Source organism: Vibrio sp. MACH09, assembly GCF_033238805.1.
GTDB lineage: Bacteria > Pseudomonadota > Gammaproteobacteria > Enterobacterales > Vibrionaceae > Vibrio.
This window is the reverse complement of the sequence record NZ_BSFZ01000002.1, coordinates 947241-964928: the sequence shown is the minus strand read 5'-3', so window position 1 is coordinate 964928 and position 17688 is coordinate 947241. Positions and strand designations below refer to the sequence as shown.

Below are 17688 nucleotides of genomic sequence, written 5' to 3'. Positions count from 1 at the left end.
CTTTACTGTTGATAATACGTTTTCGTACGAAATATTAACTATATGAATGCGTTGTTGCTCCCAATTAATGACGCAACTGTTTCGGATTAACAGAGAAATACCCAACACTATGCAGGTTATTTTTAATGTAGTTATTTTTAATGTAATAAAAATCACCTTTCAATATGTACTGATACATGGCGAAAGGAATACGAGGTAAAAGATGGATACCCGAATGACTCTCAGCGCACTATCTTTAGCGATAGGTGCCACTCTAACTGCTCCAGCAATGGCTGACATTATCATCTCCGAATACGTAGAAGGTAGTGGTTACAATAAAGCCATTGAAATCGCAAATACCGGTGATACGGCACAATCTCTTGACGCATACACTTTAGCCAAATCAAGTAATGGTGGCGGTACATGGGGACAAACACTGTCACTTGCTGGCAAATCTATTGCGGCAAATGATGTATTGGTGATTGTGACTTCCGACAGCCGCGCCTCTGCAGAACTAAAAGCCAAAGCAGATGAAACCAATGGCGGTGTTGTGAACTTTAACGGTGATGACCCAATCGCCTTATTAAACGCCGATGGCACTGTTCACGATATTATCGGTGTTATGGGTGATGTTGATTTTGGTAAGGATAAAACCCTTGTCCGTAACCAAGACGCAATGACACCATCAAGCAGCTATGTCGAATCACAATGGACAGTGAAACCTATCAACGATTTCTCTGGCTTAGGATCACTAGAAGCAGGTGAACTACCTGAACCATTTGCCTGTACCCAAGATGGTGCAACACCAACTTTCACCTCTATCCAAGAGATCCAAGGTTCAGGTTCATCTTCACCATTTATCAACGGCTATCCTTTCGTTACGACTGAAGACTACTTCGTGAAAGGGGTTGTTAGTGCAGTAACAACAGGTTTAACCAAAGGGTTCTACCTACAAGCACTAGAAAATGACTATGATCCAAACACTTCTGAAGGTTTGTTTGTTCATACCAACTTATCTAGCTCTGAGTTCAAGCCTGGTGATGTGGTTTGTGTTAAAGGTAAAGTTCAAGAATTTTACAACCATACTCAACTTAAAACAGAAGCAAACCAATGGGTAAAACAGGGTGAGCAAGCAGCACCAATCGCTACCGACATTGAAATTCTACCTTCTGATAGCAACTTTGATGAAACCTTAGAGCGTTACGAAGGCATGTTAGTGTCAACGACTGAAGCGTTGGATATGCGTGTAACTCGTACATTCGGTTACGACTACGGCTCACGCAGAAACAATATGGTTCTTGCTCAAGGCCGCATCAGCATGCAACCAAACCAGCAGTTTGTTGCTGGCTCTGAAGAAGCGAAAGCTCAAACAGAAGAAAATGCTCAACGTCGATTGATTGTTGAATCGGATCAAAAAGCAGGCAACGGTGAGATACCTTACTACCCTGAGTTTGGTCGTACTGATATTGACCAAGATGGTTCGACAGAAGACTACATCCGTATTGATGACACCGTGGTTGGTCTAGAAGGTGTAATTAGCTACAGCTATGGTGATTACCGCATTATCGCCACCAATCAGCTTGATGCATACAATTTTGTACACAATGATGACCGTACTAGCGCACCAGATCTCGATGAAGGTGACCTACGTATTGCAACGTTTAACGTACTTAACTACTTCAACTCTCCATACGGCGGCGACAGCAACCAATTTGGTAGCAACCGTGGTGCTAAGTCGGCAGCAGAGTTCGAAATTCAGCAAGCGAAAATTGTTAATGCCATTATCCGTTTAGACGCTGATATCATCGGCTTGATGGAAATTGAAAACAACGGTTTTGGTGACGGTGCCGCGATTCGTCAATTGGTTGATCACATCAACGCCAACATCGCTGATAAGAAGAAGCAGTATACATTTGTTGCTATCGACTCAAACAATGATGGTAAAAAAGACCAACTTGACTCAGTAGGCACAGACTCAATCACAACGGGTGTTATTTACCGTAAGAAAGTAGTTAAGCTGAAGCAGAGCCGCGTAATCCCAATGCCAAGCCAACAAGCGCCTGAAGTATTGGATGCCGATGGCAAAGTCATCGAAGACGGTAAAAACTACCAGCGTGACACGTTAGCACCTACCTTTAAAGTGAAAGGCGGCAAAGAGAAAATTACTGTTGCGATTAACCACTTTAAGTCAAAAGGCTCTAAATGTTGGGAAGATGCAGCACCAATCGACCAAGGTGGTCAAGGTGGCAAAGACGCAGACAAGCAAGGTTCTTGTGAGAACTTCCGTGTAGCTGCCGCTGTTGCCCTTGGTGATGCTCTAAATAAAATCAAAGGTCATAAAGTTATCTTAGGTGATATGAACTCATACGGCATGGAAGACCCAATGCTGATATTGACGGACTACAGCCAAGAGAAATATGGCAAAGAGATCAAAGCAGCGCGTAACACATCTATCGCAGGTGTTCCTCAGTTTGGTGACGAAGGTGCCGTAATCACTCAAAACTATGGTTACATCAATGCAGTTGCCATGATTCACCCAGATAGCTGGAGTTACTCATACAACGACGAAGTTGGCGCACTGGATCACCTACTGATCAGTGATAGCCTAAAAGACAAAGTTGTTGATGCAACGGATTGGCATATCAATGGTGGCGAATCAACACTGTTTGACTACACCACTAAGTACAAAGGTGACCTACCTTCGTACCAAGATCACTTCCGTGCATCGGACCATGATCCAGCAGTTCTAGAACTGAACATTTACGGTGGTTCTCTTGGCCTTGGCGCTCTATTGTCGCTATTTGGTCTAGGTATGTGGCGTCGCCGCAAATAACCTAACTCACTTAGCTTTCAACAGTTAGTTGAAAAATAAAGCCCTGCCATCAAAAACGGCAGGGCTTTTTATCATTTCAAGTAAAAATGCGCTAAAACCGCACATATACAGCACGCAATGTTGGTATAAGGGTTAGTATATAATCTGAGGTTCGCACATCTTGCGCTTCGTGTTCTGTTTTAGTCGATAAAATCAGATGACAAAACAAATTGAACAAACGCCTTTAACTCATTGATGTTGATAGAAATAGTATAAAACTCTCACAAATTAAAAAGCGTCCAAAGACAAATATAAGCTCAACAGAGGTTTAGCCATGAAACGATTTACCACTGCTCTTCTTTTCTTGTTATGTGTAGGGCTGGCAAACGCAAAAGAAAGCATAACGGTTGATATGCAAAAACCCCAATCCCAGCAAGACATTCAGGCCGTTAAAGAGATAAAGGAAAGTAAGATAAATCAGACCATTATTGATTTATCAGACACCCTATTTCCATTCAATAAGACGCTGCATATCCAATATGGGAACTCTGATGGGCCTTACTATGATCCTAACAAGCACACCATCTATATCCCTTACTCATTCTATCTAGAGTCTCTGAATTACTTCACTAAAAATGGTTATGAAGAACAATATGGAAGGTCAGCCAAAGAGGGTGCTATCGATACGTTACTTCACACTCTGTTGCATGAAGCTGGCCATGCCTATATAGCTGACCAAAAAATCCCAGTGCTTGGAAAAGAAGAGGATGCCGTTGACAACTTTGCAACCGTTATATTACTTAACTATGTCGAGAGCGGGGATGACATAGCAATTAGTGCAGGAGATATGTTTGCATTTGAATCAGAATCTGCTGACCTGCCTGATTACTATCAGATGAGTGAGTATGCCGGTGAACACAGCTTTGATTTACAGCGTTACTTTTCAACACTTTGCTTGGTTTATGGCAGTAATCCTGAGAAGCACCAATACTTGTTAGATGAAGTCGAAAATGACAACTTAGAGGACAGAAAGGACTATTGTGTTTTCAATTTTGACTTAATTAATGACAACTGGCACCACTACCTGTCAGTAATAGATTAGTTTTAAAGAAGCCCGAAAAAGAGCAGCTTAAAGACAGACACCTTACACACAAAAATAAGCCCTACCATCAAAATTGGCAGGACTTTTTTATCACTTCAAGTAAAAGCAAACATGGGTTTGGCTGTACTACTTAGTTTTATTGCTGATCTTGCTGTTTATGGTGGTTTAACAGCGTCAGTAAAAACAGGCGTATTTCATTGCTTAGCGCATCATTGGTGGTACTTTCGATACAAGCATTTAAAACAAAGTCTTCCACTTGTAAGTAGAAATCGGTATGAGACTGAGAAGTATCTGATGTGGTCATAGTGACTCCGCGTGATGGGTTAATTATTATCACCACACAAAGGTCCTAATCATTGGGTGGTGAACTGAACAAGGTTAGGACTACCGCTCACACGAAACGGCCAACCCGAAGGTTGCCCCGCTCAGCTCACCATAATTCATTCATTGGTCGTTAAAGTAGACCATTTCATTAAATTTGGATGCGCTAAAGCCGCACATAAAGAACAACGTAATGTTGGTATTTACATGCTGTGTGATAAACGGGGTCCTAAACCCGACACTGGATTTTGCCAGTGCGGGGTAAGCATATGATTTCTAGTGTTGAAGTGTCAATACGTTGTGGTTGGTTTGAATTTTAATTTGCTTTAATTGAATGGATTTTGTAGTAGTGGAGGGACGACAGAATCGCTTGGTGATCACACTCTATCTAGCGCTTTCCTATCTTATTTTTGGTCAAAAAATGAGCTAGGGTACCCGAACAGAGACTGATAAGTCCGATTAGTTTTAACGGTGAAACAGCTATATTGCAGCCATAGTCATTTGTTATAACGCATTACCCATTTTGTACAACCAATCTGGTAGCGTATTGTTAAACCACTCTAAGTATCTGGATTTTTGAGGTTTATCCCTAGCAACCAGAATATTGATAACTTCAATAGCTATCCATGTTTTCGCGACAATTAAGTTAGTCAGAGGAGTTGAAGGTAAGTTACTAGAGCCAACTTTGCCATATTGTTCGATAATTGATTCAAATGCATCTATTGAGCCCATACCTATGACCAAAGGGGCTAAATCTATTGTTGGGCACCCTAAACCAAATCGTTCCCAATCAAACAGCACCAATTCACCGCTAAGTCTGCGTCCCCAGTTGCCGTTGTTGGTGTCGCCTGAGATATAAGACTGCATATTAAATATTGAATGCTCTGAGTTTTGAATATGATTAAGTGCATCGATTGAAACATCGGGTAACTTAAGGTGCATTAATGCCTGAGAGGTAGCTTCTTTAGACCATTGATGTTGGCAAATTTGAAAAGGCTGTTCGATCACAGAACTGTGTAGGTCTGCTAGCTGTTTGTATGTTTCTAATGATTCGAACAATTCAGAAATCGAGACTGTTTGAGGGATGTACTCTATGACTAGAGTAGAACCAGTAAGGTTAAGTACTTTAGGGCACTGAACACCAAATGGGATGATTTGCGGGGCTACTGTTTCGTAAAAATCCCTTTCAACAGATGAAATATCACTTTTTTGTATGCAGCGTTGACCGCCAAATTCAATTATTTTTACCGTCGAACAACCCATTTGAGCCAAGTCTGAATTACTCACAGATCTCTCCTGCGTTATAACGAATGATATGGACTCCCTCTACCCGAGCCACAGCGTGCCATAGTTAACTATGAAAGCGCTTAGAAGCTCTAGGTTACTATGCCTACCACTCAAACTATTGGCGTTTATCTTGCCAAGAATGTGTTCAGTATTCATGGCGTAGATGCATATGGCAAGTGCGTCTTACGCAAAACAGTTAAAAGAAACAAACTCTTAGACACATTCGCCGATGCTCCACCGTGTATTGACGAAATGGAAGCTTGCTCCGAGGCGCATCATTGGTCTCGTGAACTGAAAAAGCTCAGAACAGGGTTTTATTTATAATTTTATGTATTTGATTTATATAATTATCAAATTTAGACATACCACAATTTGTCCACATATAGATTACTTTCGTCAATTTATCATCACTAAGCTGATTCTGCGATGTGGTTTTGAATAGTACGAATATTCATATCCAGAACTTTATAGAGACAATGCTGTTAGTTTGGATTGGAGAGTCCGAAACCATGAAGTTTACATCAAAATCTGTTGATTGAAGTCATGGCAATATGAATCAGATTTACCTAGTCTCCCGAAAAATTCAATAACATCAATAACATCAATAACATCAATAACATCATCTTAGGAAATTTATGAGTATTTCAGAAATTAAAGGTATATCAGGTTGGTTAACTCTAGTTGCTATTGGCTTAGTATTATCACCTTTTAGGTTTTATTTTGAAACATTGTCAGTGTTTACAGGTTTATTCGAAGCAGGAACATGGCATCTTCTAACTGATCAAACATCTACAGCATATTCCAAAGATTTTGCTATTTTGCTTTACGTAGAGTTGGCGTTTAATATATTTTTATTCTCCGGCTTCATCTATTTAAACTTTCTTTTCTTTGCTAAAAAATCAACTTTTCCAAAAACGTATATAGTATTTGCAGTTATAGGTTTGCTATACATCCCGCTTGACGCATATCTTGTAAGCACCGTTGCTCCAAACGAGACTATGTTTGATAGTGAAACTACTAAAAACTTCTTTGTAACGTTAGTATCAGCTGCAATCTGGGTACCTTATATGCTTAGATCTCGTCGCGTAAAAAACACGTTCGTAGAAGAACACAGCTTTCGGAAGTTATCACTATCGTTTTTTAGTACTGCATGTATTTCAGTGGCGTTGTTTTCTGCATACCTAACCCATATAAAACATGTACCAGAAGTTGTAACTATCGAAGATAAGTTAGTACAAGTGGCAAATGAGGCGAATAAAAGCTTACCAAAAGTAATAGATTCAGAAACCCAACTAGACGCTATTCGAGCCGAATTTAAAAATTTCCAGTACCATTATTCGCTTGTTAACTATGATGCAACAGAGATCGATGCGAATGTTTTGAATAACAACCTACGATCAGACGTATTACAAATGGCATGTTCAAGTGATTTTCTACTTGAGTTCATGAAAGATGGAGTAACGGTATCTTACTCTTACTTTGGTAAGTTAGGTAAACATATAACTTCTATTGACATCATAAATTCAGACTGTGTTTAGTTCACGGTAATTATTAAAATGCCTGACTCCGATGGAATATCGAAATCAGGCCTTACAAGCCGCTTAACAGAAATGTCCAACTTTATGGGGTCACTTCACTGAAACAAAGGGGACACACACCTTAAGTACCCCAGATATTATTTGTGCAGTTTTAGTATTGAGCGCCAGATAACCTAAGGCTCCGAAGTACTTAATATTGTCGATTTACCTTTTGCTATGGTGTGTGTCCCTTCAAGACCACAAACCAAAATTGCCAAGAGTTGCGAATCTGCTTGAATTGATTGTTATGTGCGAAATTCCAGCAAACGCTGCTTGTAGTCATCTTCTTCAATAAAACTAAAGCGTCTCACCCACGAGGCAAAAATTACATATTCATGATCATCAACTTTTGACTTTATTTCGTTGCCCTCAAAACGGACACAATTAAACACCAAATCTTCGTACCCTTGTCTGTCGACAACAAAGTGCTCTCCAATTTCGGGAATTTTATTAACGTAGCATGTTAGTACTGAAAACTCTTCACGCACTAACTCTGAGATGTGTTTATGATTAGCCCTTGGATCAGGTTCTGCCACCTTCCCAAACTTAATTAATAGAATCTTAATTTTGCTCATTATTTCTCCTTAGCACATAACATTCTTAATAACAGGCCGACTCGTTTTTCTGCCTGCGAGACTTTCAGAAAACCTACCATAAACCTCTAAAAAATAAAGCATAAACGTCGCATTTCGCATTCTGCTATCACATAAAAACAAGACGGCGTGTTATCACTTTTTGACAAAGCGCGTTATCTTAGGGATGAATAACACAAACCTTCTTATTAACAATAGCTTATCAATTCTTCTACCGACAAAACGAGCAAATTTTCTAACTGGTTTAGGGGCAATTCCGTGTTACAAAACGCCAACTGTTGTGGTTCAACAAAAAATACTACCTAGTATCATTCTGACTCACTGTTGTCTGCGGAAACTAATGTTGGCAAATGAGAGATCATTTAGATAAATTAAAGTACGGAGTACCGCCATTTTGATGGATTCAACAATTATGATACACCCGCATTAATACCTAATATTTTTAATTTCATACGATACCAAATAGCAGCAACACATTACTGCACCACCGCCATCTAAGAACCGTACGTGCGAGTTTCCCCGCATACGACTCAAGCCTTTGTAAGCTTACACTGAAGTGCCAACCTGCAATCAATCATCACCATACATTTTTTCATGGCAATGGTAACAACAGTCAGCCGCATGATCCCCAGACTGCACTACAGCTTGGATAGAGTCCGTCATTTCACGTCTAGACTCGAATTGATCACTAACCTCTCCTGAAGTAAATAGGGTGTTGCCTAACTTGTAAGCATCCTCTATGTCTTCTTCGCCCTGAAATACCGTACTTTCACAATACTCGCATCGTTGAAGAACTCCCGCTTGTATAGCTATATTTATGGCCACATTAAACTTAGACTCTTCGTCTTCCATATGTCTTTTAGTCATACCCATTGATTTACTCCTAGACTGGAGTCTAAAGAGAACACTCCTTAAGACTCTCAATAATTATTGTGCTGTTGCGTTATTAATTATCGAATAACCCAACAGTCGAAAGAGTACACACACCTTAAGGCTCCGACTGGACAAGTAATTATTTTTAGTTTCTAATTAGCAACTTAAGCCTAACGACTTCTATGCGACTCTGCCAAATTTTACACCCATATAATGCAACCTTTCACTTATATGCTCAACTTATAATCAATAACTTAGTTACCATTTTTAGAGATTACATTACCACTGTGAAGAGTGTTAATTAGATGTGCTGAGTTCGAATATGTAAAAGCGCGCGCAAGAAATGGGGGTGTTCTGCATTACGAAACGCCAACTTAAACACTGCAAATGCTAAAAGAGAGACATACGCTTTAAAGCTTTCTATTTGGTTTAGGTATGTGGCATCATCGTAAATAATGTAACTAACTCAAGTTAAAACCGTTAGTTAAAAAATTAAGCCCTACCATCAAAATTGGCAGGGCTTTTTTATCACTGATCTTGCTGTTTATGGTGGTTTAACAGCGTCAGCAAAAACAAGCGTATTTCATTGCTTAGCGCATCATTGGTGGTGCTTTCGATACAAGCATTTAAAACAAAGTCTTCCACTTGTAAGTAGAAATCGGTTTGAGACTGAGAAGTATCTGATGTGGTCATAGTGACTCCTGTATGAGTAGTTTTACTCACCACTCGGAGCTCCTACACTTCGGGTGGTGAACTGAACAGAGGTAGGAGTACCGCTCATACAGAAACGGTCAGCCGAAGCTGCCCTGCCCAGCCCACCATAATTCTGAATACTGTCTACCGAAGTAGACTTTTCAGCTATGTGCAGATGTGCTAAAGCCGCATATAAAAGAACCAGCAAAAAGCTGGCATCTATATGCCTGTATGAACTCCAATCGGGCTCCTACCCCCGGCACTGGATTTTGCCAGTACGGGGTAAGCATATGATTTCTAGTGTTGAAGTGTCAATACGTTGTGGTCGGTTTGAAATTTAATTTGCTGTATTGAGTGTGGGGGTTGTGGTAGTGGAGGGACGACAGAATCGCTTGGTGAACACACTCTATCTAGCACTTTCCCGAGTTATTTTTAGACAAAAGCAAGCTAGATTTTTTACTCTATTTTTGGATTAGGAAACATATGGCTAACTCCCTAATGAACAAGAGCTAACTAGTATTCCTCTAAGTTCACCATTCAAACCGTTCTTCTGATTGCTTAGACTCTAACTCTTCATCACCTCTTTCTCGCTCTATTCTTTTTTGTAGGTTGTTAAGTACCTTTTCAGCACTCTCTACAACAGCAGGATTCTCAAGAGTAAGAAGCTCCTCAAATATTTCAGATCGTTGCTCAATTAAAAATGCTCGCGAACCACTCCAAGAACTTGGAATTGCAGCACTTTCGAAAGCTTCAATCACGGAACAAGGCTCATTACTTTCATCAATTAGCGCCTTTGCTAAGCTGGTTAATTTATGGTGTTCACCATTCTTTTCATATGGAGTAATCAATGACGCTAGTGCTTTAAATCTATATGTTGGCGACTCTTTACACCAAGCAATAGCCTTATCAACGGATACCCGAGAAAATGGATTGCTACCTCGAGATAAGCTACTAGTTTTGATTTCAAATGAAACACTGTCATCATCTTTTAGATATACATCTAGAGCTTGAGTCGGGTGTAATTTGATCAACGTTGACAAAAACTCACCATAGTTAAAAGCATACACATTATAAGTAGCTATACCTTCAAATAGCTTTTCGAATAATGCCTTAGCATCTTCTTTAGCCTCATCATTGGAAAAGCATACTTTAGCTACTTGTGTCAAAGAATAATCTCGACCTCCAGAGTCTCGCTGCTCTCGACTATAGTCATGTTCTAGTAAGAACTCTCTGCATTTTTTATACAAATCATCACTAGGTGTGTAAATGGCTTGTTTCTCTAATTCATGAAACCGCATGGTTAGTATTTCAATAACAATACTTTGACCGTTTGGTTGCAACCAGAGTAGATCCAAAATGATTATTAAGTCAGAGTCAGGTATTAATTCATGCCGTCTGCCACATGCCATATTGTGGAACATCCAACTTGGGGACGTGTTATATGTTAATGAAGTTATAAGCCTACTCACCGCCCCTTCTTCTAGGGGGCAATCAAATTGTACCAATGGGAATATATAGTTTAGCTTATCGTTATTGAGCAAATTCTCTAAAAGAGTCTGTGCCTTATCTGAGTTATTGTTGTAAATGTATCTAACGAAGCCACCAATAAAGTTTGAGTTTACGTTTTTTATTTCTAGCGTTTCTAGGCAGATTGTCATATCAGCCCAAACCTTTTCAATATTATTTATTCCTCTCGCGACACCATAACCAAACCTAAAGAGATGATGATTATTAGTATCCCTTATTGTCAGGAGCTTAGTTAACTGATTCATAAGATAGTCATAATGTTCTTGGGCAACATGTGTCCCTAGTTTTTCTGCTAGCTCTTGAGCTTTTTCATATCCTCGTTTTACAGTTTTACCTTCTTCATCTATTTCATCAAGACCGTAGAAACTGTGGTTTTTAGAAAACACATATAGATCCATTTTACTGTCTAAATCTGTAGCTGCAATATTAGCCTGCAACAATTCAAGTCGCTCTTTGTGTTCTTTCGTCATTGATTTAGCGTCGAACTGCAATATTTCCCCTAAAGCCAACCAACCTCGTGGCCAACCTCCAATGCTACAGAAACTTTTTGAGATGGACTCAAGTGTGTCATGCAGCTCAGATATTCGCCATAGCCCTCTGATATGATTTGCAAAAACTTCTTTTACACGCTCATCAATAACATGACCTGACGAAGAAAGATTATGAAGTAGCGTTAAGTATTCATGATACCAAGAAAGCACTTCACTTCGATTTTGAGGTTCGTAACCAAAATCTCTTGATTTGGCTCCAAAATCAAACTCATAACTTGATGAAAAGTGTGAGGTATTAAAACTGCTATCAAGCAACTCATACCCTAACTCTCTTTCGCTTTCATTATCACTATTCACGAGACTATTAATACAAGTCACTCGTCGTTTCAACGTCGCATGTGTACCAGAGAGATAAAGCTGAAATAAACTACGAAGTAAGCTTCTAACTGAGTTATTGTTTTCGCCTTTTTTTTCAGATAATGCAAAACCACAAAGCAGAGTAAAACATTGACTAAAAAGCTCATCCTCATACGCAAGAGAACGTAGAAGCCTTGTAATTGATATGTACTTCGGGTTGCTCCGAGTTAAGAAAGTAGCATCTAACTCTGCTCTTCGCTCTAGATAAGTGAGTATTTCATTCGGAATGATTGGAGCAATATTAACTAATAATGAGATCGATAAATCACCTTCACCTTTATCGAAGAGTAAGTCTAATACTCCATCAGGTTTCAACCACATTGAAGATAGTTTGACCGCTTCCTCACTATCATTTAGATACCCAATACGACGTGAAAATGATTTAAGCAATCTAGGTTGCGTATCGCTATTAATGAACTTTAATACATTTGAATGTGGGATATTTTGCAATGCTAAGCGGGCTAATCTATTTGCAATTGGGTGAGGTAATATAGCCATCCAAATACTACGTTCCTGCGCTAAATTTCGTCGCTTTAACTCTTTGGAAAACTTATACATTTCATTAGGAGGAAGCATCACTATTTCACCAAGCAACTTTAGCTCTTCACTAAAATCATCTTCCGCTTCCAACTGAAACGAATAAACTAATGAAAGGCTCTCAGCGGCTTTATCTAAGCCAGTGTCAGAATCATGACGCTGGTAAAATAGCCGTTTAAACAGCTCCTCATCTTTTAGTCTGGATATGTTTTCATCTTTTCCAACGGTAGAAGCAAGCGCATTCGCTACTCTTGCGTTACCTCCTGAAAACTCAGCAATTATCCCAGCAGTTTGTTTACTCAAATATGGAAATCTTGATGAAACCATCACCTCAATAAGCTCACTAGAACTTGGCTCTAACGTATAGACTTCTGTTTGCTCTGGCTGATCTTCCCTAACGTCGTACTCAATAGTTAAGATACTAGCTTTGCTGTTGTTATTTTTACATAAATTAGTTAGTTCTCGATGTAAATCGGGGGCGCAGTTATCCACTATAACAATGGATTTGGTGTTATCTTTAACAAGCCGCTCTACTATGACTCGAGGAATGGGTGAAGGGGATAAGCTGATATCTGAATATAAAACGGCCTCTTTATCAAGAGGACTTTCTCCGATTCGCTCATCAAACAGTGCTTGAACGAAACGTGTTTTACCTACTCCCGACAGCCCAACTAAACGTATTGATGCCCCAGCTTTAAGTAAGCGCCCACGGAGCAAATTCAATGCATCAACTGTAACTAAACCTTCAAACTCTGTAGAGGAAGAACTATGAAGGCGTACAGCTTTATCTAATATGTATTCTTCCTCAATTCCCTTTGGGCATTTTGCCCAATTGCCGTATTCCTCCCAGCCACTATACTCCCTCCCAAAATTAGCTCGTAACCAGATGGCTTGTTTGGATAAAGTATCTTCTGCTACAAACTTCAAAATATGTTTATATATATCGTCTTGTTTTGAGGTTGGCTTACTTATATTGATATGATGACTATCTATCGGAATAGCCCGTTCCTTTAAACTAGGGTCTGAGCTATCAGGCTTAACAATCCTTCCAAACATCAGATATGGCTTAGTTTCAACCAAAACTAGATGTCTAATTCCTTTATCGTTACACCACCCTCGATACCAAGTATTCAACTCCCGAAGTGTTGCATCATTTCGCTCTAATGAAGCAGTTGCCGCTGAAGGTTGATGCAAGAATAGCTTGAGGAATATTCTTCCCAAAAGAGAGTTACCTTTTTGTGCTAGATCTGCACCACTATGAGGGCAACCTAAGAACGCGACACCTGTGATTCTATTTACAAACTCAACCGTACTTTCACGCTCACTCTGATCGCTTGATAATCTAAGCATTTGTTTAATAACCAGTCCACCTAAGCTATGACCCACCAGTATTAACTCACCTTTACTTAGCTGCTGTTCAGTTAAGAGTGTCTCTAGTACATTTTGCGCTCTATCTAGGAGACCCATTCCCGAATCTCGCACAGTTAACCTCGGAGCCTCGTAACCAATCGACCAGATACATGTATCTTTTATATCTTCAAGTAACCACTTAGGCCAAAAGACTTTTTCTGAGTTATTCGATTGCCATGTGCTTTCAGCATTACCACCTAATCCATGAATAAACACAACATGTTTTCTAGCTAAAGAATCGCCAGACATCAATCGCAAGTCAGCCATGCAAACCTCTATTGGTATAAATACTATCGTTAAAATTTTATCCCAAATGTTAATCATCTAATAGTTTTTATTTCAATAGGTTACATATGATAAAACCAAGTGCTATACATTAGTGGTCAAACAAAGGGCAAACAAAGGGGACACACACCTTAAGTACCCCTGATATTGTTTGTGCAGTTTTAGTATTGAGCGCCAGATAACCTAAGGCTCCGAAGTACTTAATATTGTCGATTTACTTTTTGCTATCATGTGTATCCCTTCAAGACCTTGCAACACACGAAAATGTCTAAATATGTGCGTTCATTAACATATTTTCTTTTAAATCAAGATGATGTAAGAGAAACTAGCTAGTAAACTCTTCCCAATTTATTTCTGATAACCGAGTCGAAACAATGCTAAAGGCTATTTTACATGGGAAATCGGGTCGTATTGAGTCGCAAAATGACTCAAGGGTCAGTTGGCGCGAGTTATATAAGGCCAGAGAAGATCTTCTCACTGCAGCGGTATTTTGCCGCTTTGGTTATATATCTCAACAGCTACAAGCTGAACTATTGCGTTCTTGGTTAACAAGTGCTTCTTCTCCGTTTGATGACTTTGAAGATGTAGAGTTCTGGCCTAGCTTTACCTTTGAACACGATGACGGTACTAACAGAGTTGAGCCTGATTTGGTGTTAAGATTCGCGAGCTCAAATGTGATTGTAGAAGTAAAACCACCTGCGGGTGGTAACCAGCACTATACACAATGGCACAAGGAAATCGCCTCATTTCTCAACGATGACCAAAGCACTAATAAGCCGCTTTACTTCCTTGCTATAGGTCGAATCGAGTATGTTAATATCCCATGCTGCCGAGAGCAATTAATGCAAGAATTTACAGAACTCAAAGATCTCGTCGCACTGCCATGGCAGCAAGTTACGAATCAATTGATAGAGATAGAAAAGCGCGATTGCAACCACGTATGTCCACGGGACAGACGAGTTATACACGATATGTTGCAGGCGCTAAGCTTATATGGGCTGAACGTATCTCCTTTTAAATGGGAAGATTTAGCTAAACACTCGTTGCCCAGAATCGAGCTTGAAACGGCTAAATCACTTATATCATCGAAAAGCCTATTTGATACTCCCTCTCCACAAATGGCCTCGTTACTACAAACAAGGCAACCTTCGTTCGATTTATCGTTTTTCAAAAATTGGAATTAAGCCATTATGAGTGATGCAACTAATACTGATGAATTATTTACCCAGATAAGAACAGCTCACCGATTTTTAGCTGCTTATTATCAACGTCTACTGCCAACAATAGAGCAAATCGCAACACAACTAGAGTTGGATTTTTACTTTTGGCTTCCGCAAAAATTTGATCGCCCTAGTCAGCTTACAACCAATCCATTTAATAAATGGCAATGGGACATGCTTCCGGCACTCTCTACCTATTACACTTTTAAAAAAGTCGAGGACATAAACAAGCTAAGATTAGGCGAATACCTTATTACTTTTTGGGTGATCTCTGACACAGGAGTGAATAATAACGAGATGAATGACGTCCAGATTGATGCTCTATCATTGAAAGAACGACCAGAAGACTCTGAGTCTATTATTAAGATCGGTATATTTACCCCAAATGAGGAACAAGACACGAACTGGTACCGAAACATTTGGTCTCAGTGCCCACACCCTCAATATGTGGAAATTAATGAGGAACCGATTGTAACTAAAGATGCCGATGGATATCCCATCGTGTCAGGTGGTTTTCAGGTGCCGATTACAAAGTTAATGACCGACGATGGCATTAAACAAATTATTAATAAAACTCAAACGTTACGAGATCAAGCTTTGCTGTTCGCTAAAGAAGTTGCCGTTTAGCCTGTTGCAATAAAGATTTTCATTAGCCGGAGACAACACATTCTCTGGCTAACTGCACCTTTAAACCTCTGAGCAACGATCTTGCGAGGTTATACACCTAAAAAATCTCGATAACACAAAACCAAAGCACAAAAGTCACACATTTCCCTTTTATATTTGATGGGTGTGCTTTCTCTTTAGAGAGCGTTTATTACTGATAGACAAGTTCGTGAAGTCTTTACGCAGCAGACACTGTAGCTTACAAGGACAGACATATTAAGCATTTTCCATTCTAACTCGCCTTTCTGGAGAAAGACTCAAACACGACGAAACTTAATTAGCAACGGCATATATGCTAACTGATATGAGAGTTAATGATGACTGTCCTTTCAGGTTAAAAACGGTGAGTTATAGTTGGCTAAGATTTGAAGCGAAGCGGAACCGAACCAACTGTTACGAATCCGACTTAATGGTTTTGTTATGCTCTGTTTACAGATAACGTTAATGAACCAGCAACATCAGAAACGATATACTTGGGAGCCACTGTAAATAAAAGTAGTTCAACCAGATATGGCTCAGGTGTACCGTAGACTTTCAGTGACAGATCCTTTAGAAGCTCACAATAATCATGATATGCCACCTTATAACTTCTATAAACGATGGGTTTATCAGACAAATTGAAAATTGTATTTAACTCATACTTTGATAAATCAGCATTTCTTCCCGAAGGTTGAGGGAAAAGTTCCATCACTTCTGTATGTTTAAATAACAACCAGTTGAGAGAGTAAATAACTCTTGAGTCATAGATTGCGTACTTCTTATGATCCAAGAAAGAAGCAATTTTTGACAATGAAGATATAATGGAAAATACAGGCTTTGTTAACGTCCCACGCTCAAGTTCGGCATCTAGCTTTTGAATCAACCCGTCATTTCTTTCATTTTTCTTTAGCGAGCGAATACCTCCCCAGTCCCGAATAACCCAATACCGATTTTGCAAAGCATCTTCACCAAGCAAGCTACTGCTTAATTCATGTTTGAGGTAAATGTTTTTTTCATACTGTCCTGACATGCCCTCAGGAAACTCCAAGGGGCAATTTACCGGCAACTCCCAACTGAAGTTTTTACTCAGCTCGTAGTCTCTTGACAATTTTATTAGTTCTTTTATTAGATTCTTCAACTGATACTACCTAGTAAAAACAATAGCATAACGCCAAATTAAGTAGTGAGCAACGATGCCACTCACCTAACCTATTGTGCCGTAAACACTAAAACTAACTCAAACCAAAAGTGCCAAGCGTTGCGAATCTGCTTGAATTTTTTGTTAGCTTTCTGGGGTGGTATTTACCTCCCCTTTCATGCTGCCTTTGCTATCACTAAGCTGACTAACATCATTTAAGAAATCGTACATCACTTCATTTGGAAAGCAGCCAAAGCTTTTAGTGGTATATTCTTCTGTTTTTCCTAGCTGAACAACCCACAAAGAAAGCTCGCATTTGTATTTGTCATCTGGGCTACCTTGTGGATAGTGTTGAGGCACTCCTCCATAAGGAAAAATTTCAAGGACCTTATATTCACCTGACTTAATTAGGATTGGAGACTTTATAGGTATAGTGAAAGCCATTGATGGACCACCTTCCATTGAGTTGGATATCATGCCTCGTGTGACAACTCCGGGAACAGTCCCTTCATTGCGAATAAGTAGACTTATTGCATCACCTGTCGTGGTCAAAATATCAAACTCTATATTTGCTATTTTTTCATCAATCATGCTTTTACTTAAATTGTAAAAGGTTGTTGAGAGCGATATTACAGATAACAACAAAGAAATAATTACCGTTGTATTGGTAAGATATGATTTATAAGAACCTGTCTTTTGCTCTCGATTACAGTGATGACATATTTTCGCTGTGCGCTTAATTTTTTCAGAACACCAAATGCACTCTACGATTTTCATTGTT

13 protein-coding genes and 1 pseudogene are annotated in these 17688 nt (G+C 39.4%); 6 read left to right on the top strand and 8 right to left on the bottom strand.

Going from position 1 to position 17688, the window contains the following annotated elements; translation table 11 throughout:
- The first annotated feature begins 214 nt into the window (after positions 1–214).
- Entirely contained in the window at positions 215–2812 is a 2598-nt protein-coding gene (locus tag CHJ_RS19580; protein ID WP_411861573.1) for an ExeM/NucH family extracellular endonuclease, read from the top strand.
- Between the two features lie 313 nt (positions 2813–3125).
- Positions 3126–3893, top strand: coding sequence for a DUF4344 domain-containing metallopeptidase (locus CHJ_RS19575; RefSeq protein ID WP_317918717.1), 768 nt, complete (start codon positions 3126–3128; stop codon positions 3891–3893).
- Positions 3894–4029: 136 nt separating this feature from the next.
- Here the strand turns inward: CHJ_RS19575 and CHJ_RS19570 are convergent, their stop codons facing one another.
- Together CHJ_RS19570 and CHJ_RS19565 are read right to left on the bottom strand one after the other, a co-directional pair.
- Entirely contained in the window at positions 4030–4197 is a 168-nt protein-coding gene (locus CHJ_RS19570; RefSeq protein WP_317918716.1) for a hypothetical protein, read from the bottom strand.
- A gap of 521 nt (positions 4198–4718) precedes the next feature.
- Positions 4719–5501 carry a phosphotransferase family protein gene (locus CHJ_RS19565; protein ID WP_317918715.1) on the bottom strand — a complete coding sequence of 261 codons (783 nt, stop codon included), beginning with the start codon at positions 5499–5501 and terminating at the stop codon, positions 4719–4721.
- 99 nt (positions 5502–5600) lie between these two features.
- Between CHJ_RS19565 and CHJ_RS19560 the strand changes: the two are divergent.
- Together CHJ_RS19560 and CHJ_RS19555 are read left to right on the top strand one after the other, a co-directional pair.
- Positions 5601–5801, top strand: a pseudogene (locus CHJ_RS19560) (IS110 family transposase); the annotation flags it as partial.
- Between the two features lie 335 nt (positions 5802–6136).
- Positions 6137–7039, top strand: a complete 903-nt coding sequence (locus tag CHJ_RS19555) for a DUF2569 domain-containing protein (protein WP_317918714.1) — start codon at positions 6137–6139, stop codon at positions 7037–7039.
- 284 nt (positions 7040–7323) lie between these two features.
- Here the strand turns inward: CHJ_RS19555 and CHJ_RS19550 are convergent, their stop codons facing one another.
- The 4 genes from CHJ_RS19550 to CHJ_RS19535 form a co-directional block, all read right to left on the bottom strand.
- Positions 7324–7653 (bottom strand): hypothetical protein, encoded by a 330-nt coding sequence (locus CHJ_RS19550; RefSeq protein WP_317918713.1) that lies wholly within the window; start codon positions 7651–7653, stop codon positions 7324–7326.
- Positions 7654–8241: 588 nt separating this feature from the next.
- The gene (locus CHJ_RS19545) at positions 8242–8544 is read right to left on the bottom strand and encodes a hypothetical protein (RefSeq protein ID WP_317918712.1); all 303 of its coding nucleotides are present in this window, start codon (positions 8542–8544) and stop codon (positions 8242–8244) included.
- Between the two features lie 528 nt (positions 8545–9072).
- Entirely contained in the window at positions 9073–9237 is a 165-nt protein-coding gene (locus CHJ_RS19540; RefSeq protein WP_317918711.1) for a hypothetical protein, read from the bottom strand.
- 530 nt (positions 9238–9767) lie between these two features.
- Positions 9768–13943 (bottom strand): esterase/lipase family protein, encoded by a 4176-nt coding sequence (locus CHJ_RS19535; protein WP_317918710.1) that lies wholly within the window; start codon positions 13941–13943, stop codon positions 9768–9770.
- Between the two features lie 335 nt (positions 13944–14278).
- Here CHJ_RS19535 and CHJ_RS19530 point away from each other — a divergent pair, with 335 nt between their 5' ends.
- Entirely contained in the window at positions 14279–15088 is an 810-nt protein-coding gene (locus CHJ_RS19530; RefSeq protein ID WP_317918709.1) for a hypothetical protein, read from the top strand.
- A gap of 6 nt (positions 15089–15094) precedes the next feature.
- Positions 15095–15751 (top strand): hypothetical protein, encoded by a 657-nt coding sequence (locus CHJ_RS19525; RefSeq protein ID WP_317918708.1) that lies wholly within the window; start codon positions 15095–15097, stop codon positions 15749–15751.
- Between the two features lie 457 nt (positions 15752–16208).
- Here the strand turns inward: CHJ_RS19525 and CHJ_RS19520 are convergent, their stop codons facing one another.
- Positions 16209–16907 (bottom strand): hypothetical protein, encoded by a 699-nt coding sequence (locus CHJ_RS19520; RefSeq protein WP_317918707.1) that lies wholly within the window; start codon positions 16905–16907, stop codon positions 16209–16211.
- Positions 16908–17051: 144 nt separating this feature from the next.
- Positions 17052–17498: a hypothetical protein gene (locus CHJ_RS19515; RefSeq protein ID WP_317918706.1), complete on the bottom strand. Its 447-nt coding sequence runs from the start codon at positions 17496–17498 to the stop codon at positions 17052–17054.
- Positions 17499–17688 lie beyond the last annotated feature (190 nt).